Below are 13,073 nucleotides of genomic sequence, written 5' to 3'. Positions count from 1 at the left end.
TCTTCCTACTTCCAGTCGGAGAACAGCTTTGCAGTTGAAACGGATCAGGGTCCAGAACTTCCGGTCATTGAAAGACGTGGCGATTGATGTCGGTGCCCACACCGCGCTGATTGGTGGGAACGGCACTGGTAAGTCCAGTGTCCTAAAAGCATTGCAAGCCTTCTATTCGACATCGAAGAAGCTGCCTTCAGACGATTTCTACGGCCGCGATGAAGATCTGGAGGTAAGAATTGAGCTGACCTACAATCAGCTTACGCCTCTTGAGGCCGAAAGCTTTGCGAGTAGGGTGCGCAATGGCGAGCTGGTTGTTACACGCATTTTTGACCAAACTGCATCGACGGGGCGATACCATGGCTCGGTCCTTCAAAACCCCGATTTCGTTCCAATCCGGGGACACATCCAAGCAGGTCCTCGCCGTGACGCTTACAGGGATCTGCGCAACAACAACCCAGCTTATGCAGATCTGCCTGCCGTAACCAGCGCAACTCAAGCCGATGAGGCCATGTCAGCGTGGGAGACAAACAATGCCGGTGCCCTAGAGCTGCATTTAGGCTTCGTGGACAAAGGGTATCCAGAGTTTGACTGAAGCAAGCGCAACGAAGCCGAGGTAGGATTCCTTGGTCTTGTCGTATCGGGTTGCGATCCTTCGCCAGTTCTTGAGCTTGTTGAACAGCCGCTCGATCTGATTGCGCCACCTGTATTTCGCACGATCGTGCGGGGCGGGATTGCGCCGGTTGGTTTTGGCCGGGATGACAGCTTCGACGCCTGCCGCCTCGATCTCATCGCGGATCGCATCGGCATCGTAGCCCCGGTCTGCCAGGAAAGCCTCGATCCGGTCGGTTATCAAGCGGAACAGCGGAGCAAAGCCCTGCACATCGTGCGCCTGTCCGGGTGTCAGCACGAAGCCGAGCGGTAGCCCTCTGGCGTCGCATCTTGCGTGGAGCTTGGTGGAAAAGCCGCCTCGCGATCGGCCAAGCGCCTCTCTTTGCTGAGTCCCCTTTTTATGCCGACTGCACAATGATGTGCCCGGACAACCGTGCTGTCGATCATGTCGGCGGAAGTGTCCCGGCCCGCCAGCTCGGCCAGTGTCTCGAGCATGGCATCAAACACTCCGGTCGCAACCCATCGTCGATAGCGTCTGAACACGCTGTTCCACTTGCCATACTCGTCGGGAAGATGCCGCCACTGAGCCCCGGTCCGCGCGATCCACATCATGCCCTCGAAGTAGGGCCGGTTATGCTGCGCCGGGCGACAGCCACGACCGCGTTCCGGCGGCAGCAGCGGCTCGATTAATTCCCACTCTTCATCCGTAACGCCAATCCGTTCGCCCAAGACTGCCTCCAAAAGATAGTCTTGAATCAGCGGATGAGTTACGCGTCAAGGATTGCTCTTCGTTCCTGCCGCTCGACAGCGACGTCTACATCTCCGTGTTCGATATTGTCGTCTGGATATCTTGCGGTTTCGGAATGTCGGAACCCGGGGTCTTATAAACGGTCAACTCGCCGTTTTCCCAAAGGCCGACCTCGACAGCCTTGGCTGACGGATCGACGAGCAGATAGAATGCGTCGCTACCCCCCTCATTATCCTTGTTGCCCGACGTGAAGAAAACTTCGCCATCGCGTTGCAAGGGGGCGGCTGTGTCGCTGTTCTGCATCAGCACGTTCAGCTTGTCTCCCAGAAGGTTCCTGAGTTGCGGCGCTATCGGGCTTTCGTCGTAAAATTTGCTATCCACGGGATGTTGACCGACATATTCGCTGAGTGATGACCAATCGCCATTGCTCTCGCCCGCAGCCGGTGCCGACCGATTCTGAGCTTGTTCCGCGCCATTTGAAGATGCCGTTTGATCGGTTGACTGCCCGCATGCTGCCAGCGCCGCCGAAAAAGCTATCAGCAAATATGCTCCACGCACTCGATTGTCTCCACAGAAATTAATTGTTCAATTCCCTCACTTACCAACAGATGGCTGGTATGCAACCTTTGTCCACGAAACCTAGATGATGGTCAGTTTTTCGGGTTCCAAAATGCTAGTAGAGGAGCCTTGCAGCGGCATACCAGCTTCGTATTCGTCTCGGCCGTTCGGGACGCTGCCGTAGATGCGACTGACGGGAAGAGTTCTGCGGTTGGCCAGCTTCTTGAGTTGCTCGTCAGAAGTGCGATCCAACAACGCCAAGAAATCCAAGCGTTCAAGCAAGAGATGACAGAGCGCTATCAGGAGCTGGTGTCACCTGAGAATATGCCAGAACTTGGTGTTCTCGCGGAGAACCTCACCCGTGATCTGCGAAATCTCTATGAGGACGCAGCAGTGGGCATGGATTGGCGAGCGGTGGATGAGTTTCCCGTCCCACTCCCGATGGCAGATGTTGAACTATCCGATGATGGTTTCGGAGCGCCGGTCGATCGCCAAGGACATGGTCTGCAACGCGCCTTTATTTTCACAATCCTCCAACATTTAGCTCGCTCGACCGTCCTCGCCGGCAATGAGGTGGAAGAGCAGGTGCCTGACGGTGAACAGGCGCCAGTTGCGCAGCTCATCTTGGCGATTGAAGAACCTGAACTCTATCAGCATCCCACAAAGCAACGTCATTTAGCGGAGGTTTTGCGAAGCTTGAGCAACGGCACATTGCCGGGTGCCGATGCGCAGACGCAAATTCTATTTGCAACGCACTCACCGTTCTTCGTGTCGCTCGGCCATGCAGACGAGATACGCTTAGCTCGAAAAATTGCGGTCGAAGAATGTGATTTCAAAATCTGCGATCTACAATCACTCTCGCTCGATACAGCCGCAACACGTCTAGAAGCAGCTTGGCAGAAAGAGCCTGGCACATTCACTGGCGCAACCTTGATGCCTCGTCTGCATATTCTCGGTGCAGAATTGAGTGAGGGATATTTCGCCCAAGGTGTGATCCTCGTCGAAGGAAGGAGTGACAAAGCTGCTCTCGAAGCAACGGCGCGTATATTAGGGGTGAATTTCGCATCTGCGGGCATCGCTGTGTTGTCAGCCGAGGGTAAAGAGAATTTAGACCGACCCTACGTTGTTTTCTCGGAACTCGGCGTGCCAGTCTACACGATCTGGGATTGTGATGGGCACAAGAACGCAAACAACGCTCGCCCAGCGACGAATCTAGCGCTCGCGCGGCTTTGCAATCCAGCGGGAAACCTAGAAGGGGCTCCCACAGAAACCGCGGTCAACTTAAACTATGCGCACTTCCAAGATTCGTTGGAGCGCACTTTGCAGGAGGAGATCGGAGAAGCCGACCTTCAGCAACATCTCCAGGCAGCGTGTGAGCCTCTTGAACTGCCCGCGAACGGGGAGACTCAAAAGATCCCCGAAGTGATGTTCCAAACTCTTTCGCTAGCGAGAGAAAACGGAAGAGAGTCGGCTACTCTCAATTCCATTGTCCAACGGGCTTGGACGCATCTCACAGGTCAAAATCTCTAGTTTCGCAGGCTGAGAAAGTCAGTGTCCGCTTCTCAAACAGATCTGCTAAGTCCGAGTGCTGAGTGTTACAGTCGTGTCTGTCGTCAACGCTTCCTTCAACCAATTGCGATGTGCGTGCCGCCAAGGTGGCGAAAAGCTCGCTCCCGGCACGTGAGAAGGATTACTTGCATCCGCTCCGCAGCTTCGGTCAGAATATCACTCATCAGGTCCAGTCTAGAATCGTCGGAATAGACCAGCGGGTCATCGAGGATCAAAGATACCGGTCGTCCCTTCTCGAGAAGCATATCGGCGAAGGCCAACCGGGTTAGGACGGCGAGTTGCTCCTGCGTTCCGCGGGATAGGTTGGAACATCCTTCCTCGGTTCCTGCTCTAGTGATCGAATGCAGCTGGAGATCTTCTGTGAACGACAGGTCACATCCGGGAAGAAGCCTCTCAATATGGCGCTTTGCCCGACGCGCGATTGGCCCAACGTAAGTCTGGGAGGTTTCCAGACGCGCGTCCTCGAGCGCGCCGCGCAACAGTTTCACCGTTGCAGCTTCTTCGCTTAAGCGATCGAATGACCTCTGCGCAGCCTCCGCCTCTTCCTCTGCCCTTGCTGCTGCTTCGGCGAGCCCCTTTCCGCCCTCGGTTTCAATCGTGGCTTCGAGCCTCGCGATCTCCAACTGAAGTTCGGTGGCTTGCGTTCGGGCGGACTCCGCGCGCTTGTCGATCTTCTCTATTTGCCGCTCTATGGCGTCGGGATCGAGAGAACCTGCGTTCTCTTGAGCCTTATGCCATGCGACATCCGCACCGGCCGCTTTTTTGCGCGCGTCGAGCAGGTCCGCCTCCAAGTTTGCGAAGCGCGGGTCTGCTTCAATTGTAGCGATCTGCTGCGTGGCGCTAGCGAGAGTGGAACGTGCCGAGGTTTCTGCTGTGGCGAGTGGGCGGTGCTTCTCTTCAGCCTTTCGCAAGGCTTCAAGGGCGGCCTGATGAGTGCCATCGGCGGTCGCGAGACCTTCCTCAGCATCTTCTAGATGCTTCTCCAATTCGACGATATCGGGAATTGTAGAAGATGCTGCTGTGTCGCTGTCGGCGATTGTCGCGACAAATTTCCTTAAGGCGTCAGCCCCGGCGCCGAGGTCTAGCGTCGGCGCTGCAGGGGTAATCGCTTCGATCCGAGCATCGAGCGCAGCAACACTCGCTTTCGCATCGCGAGCAGCGTCAACGCGCGCCCGCGCTTCAGAAACATTCGCAGCGCCAAGTTGAGATAGCTCCGATTCTAGCCGCGCGTTCAAATCGTCCAAACTAGCCCGCGCACTCGCGGTGCCGCGCGGCGGTTTGACAACCAGTTCGGCTCCGCCGCCCAGAACAATCCTAGTCTCCTGGACGATCGTGCGCGGACCGTCGCCAAATTCATTCCCATCGACAGTGATGTGTGGCGCTTCGCCCACCAGTTCGATGGTGGTGGAGCCAGCAGATAGCTCGGCAGAGGCGGTTGCGACGTTCCGTTCGAGGGATTCCAGCGACTTCATCGTCTGCGGATCGATGCCACTCGCTTCGATCTTTCTTGCGTGTGCAAGCTCTGTCTCTAGCTCTACGAGCTTTTCATGTCGTCTTTTCGCGTCAGCAATCGCCAAATGTCGAGAAGCGGCGGTGGCGAGGAGCCGAGCATCGGCTAACGCAGATTTATCGACTGCGCGGACATCGCGGGCTGATGACAGCGCCTGCCTCGCGCTCTCCTCCTTTTCTTTCGCATCCGCGACTTCCGCCTCGACCTTGGCCCGTTTTGTATTTGCATCGGCTAATGCATCAGTGGCTTCCGTTTTCACTTTCAGAGCGTTCTTATGGCGTTCGGCGAACTCGCCAAGTGCGTCTGCATCTGCCTGCGCCGCCGAGCGTTCCGCTTTGCGCTGGCCGAGCATCAGGGTGGCTGCCCGAGCCGTTTCGAGAGACTTCACGAGGTCGGCACGCGCTTGCACATCGCGCTCGTCCGCCAATTCACGTTTCAAAACCTTCATACGCGCTTGTTTGTCGGCAAGCTCCGCGAATGAACGTTCCAGCGCCGCGAGATCAGATGCGGCCTGATCCGCTGCATCTCGCGCCGTTTGCGCAGCATCGCGCGCCGATTTTTGTCGGCCGCCAATCGAACCGCCGGGTGTCCAGTTGTCCGCGAATTGCTTGTCGACGGCGGCACGGACAGCATCGTGCGTCGCTCCACCCATGATCGAGCCAACTTCCGCTTCCAAGGTCGAGCGTATGCTATTGCGCACGATTTCGCCCGGTGCTCTTACGGAAAGCGCATCACCTTGTCCGACCCAAAGCAAGCCCAAGGCACCATATGAGTCCAGATCGGCGTCACGGCTCGTGCTGCGCTCGAATCCCAGCAAAGCCTGTAATTGTTCTTCCGCCGCATCGCCTGAAGTGCGTCCTTTCGGCCCACGGACTTCAAGTACTGGCGATTTGAGGAATTTCTTGGCGACGTGCCAACGCTCTCCGTCGATCTGAAATTCAATTTCGACCTCGGGCGCTACGTTTTCGCCGAAAGGCATGAAGGATTGCGCAAGCTGGCTCTTCGTCCCGTGCCGAACGAAGAGGCCAGCACGAAGGGCTTCGAGCAATGTCGATTTGCCGGTTTCATTGGGTTCGATTACAACGTTGAGACCACTCCCGAGACCCTCGACGACCATGGGATCGCGAAACTTCCGGAAGTTGGTCGCGACGATGCGTTCGAGTTGCATGCTCATGAGCCGATTACCTTCGCGTGTTCGACAAAAAGCCGTTCAAGCGCTCGTCGCGCGATCAGGCTTTCCGGCCCATCCTCCTGGATACGAGCATTGAGCGTCGATGCTGCTGCTCCCAATATCCCTTCGGCGGCGAATGCTGCCAAATCGTCGTCGCTGGGCTTCGCTACAAGGTCAGTCGCCGAATAGGAGAAATAGCGGAACCTGTGCGCGAGATCGTCCTCGAGCGCACTCAGCATGGCGACGCGGTCGGTTAGTGACGTGATGCCGGTCAGCGTCATTCGAACAAGCGTTGCGGCAGGATCGCACGCGTCAAGAAGCTGCGCGCGTTCCGCTTCAAATCCGGCGAAATCGTCCACGCGCCAATCGCGCTTCAACCACTGATACTTGCCAGTCCGGAGTTCGGTGACGATCGGTTCAGCACCTTGTTCGAGTTCGACAAGCAGCGCTTTGCCAGGTTCATCGCGCTGAAACCGGTCAACCTCTGGCGTTCCTGAATACCATGTGCGGGAATTTACCTGCAGTAAGCCGTGCCAGTCACCAAGTGCGAGATAGTCGAGCCCGGAGCGTGCGGCGCGATCGGGAGCGATCTGGTTCTTTGTCTCGCCTTGAGCACCAAAATCTACGATCGACCCATGCGCCAGTCCTATGCGTAGGATTGCCCCGGGGGTTTCCATTGTATTGAAGGACTCGGTCGGATCGTCATTCTGGTGGCGATGAACCAGTGGTGCTGGCAGCAGCCAAACTCCGTCGTCGAGTTCACTTGGCCGAGCCTCCGGTATCAAGCTTACGTTGCCCGGTAGACGCGCTTCAATCCGGTCCCATAAACCTCCCGCTCTGACGAAGTCGTGATTTCCGGGTAAAAGCCACCAACGGCATGGATGCCGCTCCATTCGAGAAAGAGCCTGGACGATCGTTCGCGGGTCTGGTCCTTCGGTGTCGAAGACGTCACCTGCGACGAGGACATGCGTTGCCGAATGCTCACTTGCCATCTGCCCGATTGTGTCGATGGCATCAAAACGCGCGTCCGTGAGGGCGCTGCGCACTTCGGGTTCAGCCCAAGCATAGGGCTTTCCTAATTGCCAGTCGGCGGTGTGAATAAAACGAAACACCCTATCCCCTAATTCCCTGTCGTCACCTGAGGTCGGTGATCCGCGCCCACAAATCAATCCGCTTGCGTGACCTAGTCTCAGTTATTCAGCGTAGGCAGCGGCGCGACAAGTGATAATCTAAAGATTTTTGACGCGGCATCTCTTTTTCAAATCGACACAATACCTCGTTTTCAAGAGGCTCTTTGACAAAGTGCATGTCAACTGATGCAACATGGATCGAATGATGCGGCACGCGAAATGCCAGCTTTGGGGAATTGACGCTGATTCGATTAATGCCCGACAATGGGGCGCGTTGCTTTCCGTCGACTTTTGGGCCGGAAGCGGACTGACCGTTCTTAGCACGCTCGGACCGATATGCTGTCGTTCCACTAAGGACCCAGTTGCGGACGCTTGAACCGCAAGCTTTAAGCGGCGACTTCTGGGCCAGGAGGAGACAGTCAGCTTTCGGTGGCAAATCGGCAAAAGCCGCCGTCCAAGAGCTGTTTCTTAATCGGTCGCACATCACATATCTGCCCGGTGACAGTCCGATCGAACGATGTCAGAATTGAACAATGATCAACTTGGACCCGGTCATCGAGCGTATCGACGCGCTGCTGGATAAGGACACCGACCAGAGCGTGACCTATGCTGCCTTGGAGGCTCGGCTGGCACTTGAACGGGTATGCTACGACCGACTCCGCCAGCGGCATGATTACATTTCCCACAAGCAGCTTCGGCGCTGGCAGCCCGGTTCCGTGGTCAACACGCTCATCAAAGAGGTGGACGAGCATCTCGGCAAGACTCTCACCCTCAGTATCAGCAAGTCCCCAGTCCGCCCCGGTGTGAAGGTGGAAGATGAGGAGTATGTGGAGGTCGGGACAGAAATCGGCTTCAACCCGAAGAAGATTGCAAAGCTGTGGAACGCGCTGGCCAAGCTAGCGCTTCACGCCCACCTGCCCGAACACCGCAATGATGCGATACCGGCATACGGTGATCGGGCGCGCATCCGTGCGAAGGTGGAGGAGGTGCAGTCAGAACTTCGGAGGCTCGCCAAGGGGACTATGACATTCTCCGGCCTCGGAGAGGAAGTGAAGTTCGAATGCTCGTGCGGCGAATTGAACAAACGGCGCGTAGGTCTCTTGCGCGACGGGCAGCACGTCCACTGTCTGAACCCAGAATGCAAGCAGACGTGGAAGGTTGCGCGGGAAGCCGACGGCTTCGGCTTCGAGCAGGTGACTGTCCCCGTGAACTGCGAGGCGTGCAGCGCCGCTAACCATATGCCCTGGCGCTTCTTCCTTGATATGAAGCACGACGAGGTTGGCTCATTCTCATGCCATTCCTGCCGCCATAGAAATTACGTGCAGTGGCGGTTGATGCAAGTCCACCGAGAGGGCAGCGCCGGCTGTCAAACTGATGCATGATGGCGTCAGTTGGAAAGCTTGGCGATCCTTTTGTTTAGCCGTGCAATCCTCGCGTCCCAATCACCTTTCCACCCCTGTTCTCTTGCTTGCTCGGATAGGGCACCTGCGGCAACAAAATCGCCGCGCTTCTCAAGGATGATAGCAAGCTGCTTGTAGCCATGGTGCGACGGCAACGTGTCTGGCGAATACCTGTCAAACGTCGCCTCACCCCTCTGGACGAGGTCGATCTTTCGCTGCGCCTTTTCCCTGCTGTCTTTGCCCCACCTGATCTCGATAAATGGTTTTTTTGCGGGTGCGAGGAAAGCCTCAGCAGCCAAAGGCGCGAGCTGAATCTGATCTCGGCAGGCTGTCTCAGCTCGTTCAAGAGCGAAGCTATCTGTGTCTCGCCATCTGTAGTAGACCATAGCCTTCGCCTGATATGTGAAGTGTTTCGTCAGAACCTTCTCTGAGACGGCAAGCAGCTCCTCAGCTTTGTCGATTATTCGGAACCCAATGGTGCGGTCTGTCTCATGCTTGAACCAAGTTGCTAATGTAGAGAGTAGCTGACTGGGATTGCTAACGCCGCCGCTATTTTTCCCTTCGATCAGCATCCTTCCTCCATCGCTCGCGCCCATAGGCTGAAACGTCGCTAGGATATGCTCGCGCTCGCCATCGTCGAATTCGGTCAACCACCAATCGGTTAGACCCGACGCACCGATGAAGCCGTGAATTTGCTTCTTCTTTTTTCTGAATAACCACATCGCTGACGTCACCTTTTTCACGTAGCGGCACTGCTATCGCATTGAGGTTCAATCATCCAGCGCCGGCCCGATCCTATGCGGTCGCTTGCCGCATTTCGAGCAACGCTCGCGACGCGTAAGTGTCAGCTTTTGGAGCAACGAGCCAATAAGCCAAGCGACTGGAATTGGGGCGCAAAGCCGACCAATGATAGAGAGGAAAGTGGGCTCTTTCTGAGTGCTCTGGGACAATTTCGTCCCGGCATTCAGGAGATCTTCCATGCCGAAATTCAAGCGCTCAGCCTCGTCGCAGTCTCCCGCACAGCGGATAACAGCCACAATCATCGAGAAGCTCGAACAGGGCACCAAGCCCTGGGTCAAGCCATGGCGAGGACTACCAGTCTCCCGCCCTCTTCGTGCGTGTGGAACGCCCTATCAGGGCATGAACACCTTCTGGCTTTGGATGATCGCTGATGCATCTGGCTATTCCTCACCTTATTGGATGACATATCGCCAATGCCACAAGCTTGGCGGGCAGGTTCGCAAAGGCGAGAAGTCGACCATCGCGATCTTCTACAAGACCTACGAAAAGGAGGTCGAAGGTCCCAGCGGCCAAGATGACACTGAAACGCGCCGCGTCCTTAAGGCTTACTCCGTTTTTAATGCCGATCAGTGCGATGGCCTGCCGCAAATGTACTATCCGCAACCGCTGCTCGCGCCCGTAAAGCCGGAAGGACGGCAGGAAAGGCTCGATTGCTTCTTCGGGTCTATCGGGGCTGATCTTCGCCACCACGGCTGCGAAGCCTACTACGAGCCGGTTCGTGATCGGGTCACAATGCCGCCAAGCGACCTCTTCGACGCATACGAGCAGTACTATGCAACGCTTGCACATGAGCTTTCGCATTGGACGGGGCACTCGTCGCGGCTCGATCGCGATCTGAAGAACCGCTTTGGCAGCGAGGCTTATGCAGCCGAAGAACTCGTAGCCGAACTGTCCTCGGCAATTCTCGGCGCAGAACTTGGTCTTCCCGTGACTCACCTCGACCATCACGCGAGCTACATTGCGTCTTGGCTGAAGTTGTTGAGGTCCGACGACAGGGCAATCCTGACAGCCGCAGCAAAGGCCGAGGAAGCGGCAAGCTTGCTGATGCGCCTTGGCGGTCTGGATGAGCGCCAGTCGTCCGAAGACGACAACGATCTCGAACAGGCAGCTTGAAGGAGACCACCATGGGACGCTCTGTAAGCTATCCGACGGGTGCCATCGTCGCATTTCGTCTGGTCGACGAAGCTGAAGACGACTGGGACTGGGCCTACGAATGCCTCGTTGAGGACATCGTTGAAACGGCTAGTTCCTGTCTTCCGTCACTCGAGCCATTTGATGGCTGGCGTGGGCGTGAAGATCGCATCCTCCTTCGCAACGCTTTTGTGGATTGCGGGGTTTCAACCTATTGCGGTCTCGCCGCTATCTGGATCGTTGAACGCGACGACAGCCGTTATTGGGAGGCCGACTACCGAAAGGCGAGATCGGGCCGTGCCCAGCAATGGCTCACCCGGGTGTCTGACAGATTCATCAATGTCTTTGCAGAACTACGTCTCGTTGGGCGATTTTCTAATGGTGAGGCGATCTTCGAGCGCGCGAATGCTTCGCCATGACATCGGTTCGGCAGTTTTGCGTTTGTAGCAACGGTCTCACTCCTGCCCAATTCGGGAAGGGGTCACTGATTTGTCTCGACCCATTCCGCCGGGAGAGGCCCTGGGCCGGTCGGGTAAAGGCGCAACCTGCGGCCCGTCGGCCCGTGTTACCCGCGCCAGCCTAGGGCCGCAGGTTTCCCGCTCACGCGGTGCGCCTTCACCCTTGTCCCGGCCCTGATCGGGCTCCGGCGGATCGGGAGCGAGTCAATCAAGTCGCGTCTTCCGATCCCTCGAATAGATCAGGAGATTTGACCATGTATGACACCTTCATTGACCACCTTGCAGGCCTTGACCTGTCAGGCTTCAGCATCAAGCCCGCGCCATTTACCCAGACCGATTTACCCTGTGACGAAGCAATCAATCAGACGCTTGCCGGAGCCTGGTCAGACCTCTTTGCGATGTTTGCAGACACCGCCCTTGAGGCCGATGCCGAGGATATCGCCTGGGGTTTCGTCAATCTTTTCCATCGCGCAGCCAGCCGCAAATCGTCCCGGCTCGACCGCGCGAGTGACGAGATCCGCGCCTTGCTTGCCTCCGCCGATGGATCGGAAATCCACTCGAGCAATCTCGACGAGCAGGTTGCACGTGCGCAGGCGGCAGAAGCCAGCATGATCGCTTTTGAACAGATGCGGGAAACAGCGGCTGCATTGTACCTCGACGAGATTGGGTCCTCATGGAAGCCCATGTCTGGCTCCCGGCCGAACCACTCCGCCAAGATCACATCAGCCGTTGTTGATGCCCGCGATTTTCTACGCACCCGCGCCGAACGGCGCCGAGCCGCTCACTCACCCGAAGGCACGCCAATCGTTTTTGCAGGCGGTCGATCATCCTTTGCAACCACCGACGAGGCCAAGGCTTTCGCTGAAACCGTCTGGGCAACCCTCGACAAGGTCTACGATCAAGTTCCCGACATGCTTATTGTCCATGGCGGCGACAGCAAGGGTGTTGATCGGCTCGCAGCGAGCTGGGCCGAGCGACGCGATATCCAGCAACTGGTGTTTTCCCTCGACAGGCGTCTCGGTGCCCGCGCTGGCTTCAAGCGCAATGAGCAGATGCTGAGCTTGAAGCCCCGCTACGTAATTGCGTTTCCGGGCAATGGTGTACTCGAGCGTCTGGTCATCGAGGCCAAGGCTCAGCGGATTACAGTGGTCGATCGCCGGTGCCCCACTGGCGGTTGATAGCCGACCTGAAGGCGAGCGGCTCCGGCCGCTCGTTTTCCCGCTTCTTACTCTGGGGTTGGCCCTCTTGCGGTGCATGGCTGAATGGCGGATTGGTGTGTGGCTGTGTGCTGCTCTCTTGGCATCGTACTTCCCCATAGGCCTTGTGTCGCTTTTGAGCGACCGCCCGCCAATTCTCCTCTAAATGTCTGGCTCATTTATCGTCCCTTGGGGCGTTCTCAGGACGCTAACGCCTGCCACCAACACGAAGCCTCATCGGACACAATGATGCAACTCGATGACCTGCTAAGCCGCTATTTCTACGACACCGACGTGTCCTCCGTTACCCCCGACACCCTCGCTACGGGCATTGAACGCTGCCTGGTCGAACTTGGCCTTGAGCAGGATCGCGGAAAGCGTTTCGCCTTATGGGCCTTGCTCCACATGTTTGGGTCAGCCCCTGACCTCGAAGTGGCGTTCGAAGATGATGATGACCGTGGGGCGGCCCGCAATTTCATGGACCTTCTCGCGGGTAGCGAAGGCAATGCGAAAGGGTGAAGACACGTTGGATCTCCGGGTCACCTTTATGCCCAACCGGACTCCACTCCGGCTTTCCTTCCGAACCTGTCTGAACCAGGTCAGCTGAGGCGCTGCAACCTGTTCTTTTCCGGCCGTGTTGCCCGCTGCGCGGGCTGCCCGCACCACCCGTCATGAACAGGCTTCCCTTGGCCCACAGGCTTGCCTGAGGGCCTGCGGTGCAGTCCTCCCATGCCCTGTTTCTCTTCGACGTTCGCAAGCCGGAAGTGGTTTCCGGTTTGAGAGCTAAAGGAGAATTTA

The 13,073-nt window shown here is 57.1% G+C and carries 11 protein-coding genes and 1 pseudogene; 7 read left to right on the top strand and 5 right to left on the bottom strand.

What is annotated here, in order from left to right:
- Window positions 1-28 precede the first annotated feature (28 nt).
- Entirely contained in the window at window positions 29-586 is a 558-nt protein-coding gene (locus CP97_RS15745; RefSeq protein WP_149036390.1) for an AAA family ATPase, read from the top strand.
- On the opposite strand, the pseudogene CP97_RS16060 reads toward CP97_RS15745, so the two are convergent.
- Both CP97_RS16060 and CP97_RS00645 read right to left on the bottom strand, forming a co-directional pair.
- Window positions 548-1,332 (bottom strand): annotated as a pseudogene (locus CP97_RS16060) (IS5 family transposase). The gene CP97_RS15745 and the pseudogene CP97_RS16060 overlap by 39 nt on opposite strands.
- Before the next feature lie 85 nt (window positions 1,333-1,417).
- On the bottom strand, window positions 1,418-1,909 hold the full coding sequence (locus CP97_RS00645; protein WP_048884358.1) for a hypothetical protein: 492 nt from the start codon (window positions 1,907-1,909) through the stop codon (window positions 1,418-1,420).
- Between the two features lie 129 nt (window positions 1,910-2,038).
- Here CP97_RS00645 and CP97_RS00640 point away from each other — a divergent pair, with 129 nt between their 5' ends.
- The gene (locus tag CP97_RS00640) at window positions 2,039-3,439 is read left to right on the top strand and encodes an ATP-dependent nuclease (RefSeq protein ID WP_053106484.1); all 1,401 of its coding nucleotides are present in this window, start codon (window positions 2,039-2,041) and stop codon (window positions 3,437-3,439) included.
- Window positions 3,440-3,534: 95 nt separating this feature from the next.
- Here CP97_RS00640 and CP97_RS00635 read toward each other — a convergent pair whose 3' ends face one another.
- Both CP97_RS00635 and CP97_RS00630 read right to left on the bottom strand, forming a co-directional pair.
- Window positions 3,535-6,162: an AAA family ATPase gene (locus CP97_RS00635; RefSeq protein WP_048884357.1), complete on the bottom strand. Its 2,628-nt coding sequence runs from the start codon at window positions 6,160-6,162 to the stop codon at window positions 3,535-3,537.
- Window positions 6,159-7,271, bottom strand: a complete 1,113-nt coding sequence (locus CP97_RS00630) for a metallophosphoesterase family protein (protein ID WP_048884356.1) — start codon at window positions 7,269-7,271, stop codon at window positions 6,159-6,161. Before CP97_RS00630 ends, CP97_RS00635 begins: the two co-directional genes overlap by 4 nt.
- A gap of 551 nt (window positions 7,272-7,822) precedes the next feature.
- Here CP97_RS00630 and CP97_RS00625 point away from each other — a divergent pair.
- Entirely contained in the window at window positions 7,823-8,671 is an 849-nt protein-coding gene (locus tag CP97_RS00625) for a hypothetical protein (RefSeq protein WP_048884355.1), read from the top strand.
- Window positions 8,672-8,676: 5 nt separating this feature from the next.
- On the opposite strand, the gene CP97_RS00620 is transcribed toward CP97_RS00625, so the two are convergent.
- Window positions 8,677-9,432: a hypothetical protein gene (locus CP97_RS00620; protein ID WP_048884354.1), complete on the bottom strand. Its 756-nt coding sequence runs from the start codon at window positions 9,430-9,432 to the stop codon at window positions 8,677-8,679.
- Window positions 9,433-9,667: 235 nt separating this feature from the next.
- On the opposite strand from CP97_RS00620, the gene CP97_RS00615 reads away from it, so the two are divergent.
- The 4 genes from CP97_RS00615 (at window position 9,668) to CP97_RS00600 (ending at window position 12,794) form a co-directional block, all read left to right on the top strand.
- A complete protein-coding gene (locus tag CP97_RS00615; RefSeq protein ID WP_048884352.1) occupies window positions 9,668-10,603 on the top strand; it encodes an ArdC family protein in 936 nt (311 codons plus the stop codon).
- A gap of 11 nt (window positions 10,604-10,614) precedes the next feature.
- Window positions 10,615-11,040 carry a hypothetical protein gene (locus CP97_RS00610; RefSeq protein ID WP_048884351.1) on the top strand — a complete coding sequence of 142 codons (426 nt, stop codon included), beginning with the start codon at window positions 10,615-10,617 and terminating at the stop codon, window positions 11,038-11,040.
- 293 nt (window positions 11,041-11,333) lie between these two features.
- Complete coding sequence (locus CP97_RS00605) at window positions 11,334-12,257, top strand: DUF2493 domain-containing protein (protein WP_048884350.1); 924 nt, start codon at window positions 11,334-11,336, stop codon at window positions 12,255-12,257.
- Window positions 12,258-12,524: 267 nt separating this feature from the next.
- Window positions 12,525-12,794, top strand: a complete 270-nt coding sequence (locus CP97_RS00600; protein ID WP_048886578.1) for a hypothetical protein — start codon at window positions 12,525-12,527, stop codon at window positions 12,792-12,794.
- The last annotated feature ends 279 nt before the right edge of the window (window positions 12,795-13,073 follow it).

It is taken from the genome of Aurantiacibacter atlanticus (genome assembly GCF_001077815.2).
Classification (GTDB): domain Bacteria; phylum Pseudomonadota; class Alphaproteobacteria; order Sphingomonadales; family Sphingomonadaceae; genus Alteraurantiacibacter; species Alteraurantiacibacter atlanticus.
The sequence above is the reverse complement of the archived record's forward strand: the minus strand, read 5'-3'. Positions and strand labels throughout refer to the sequence as shown.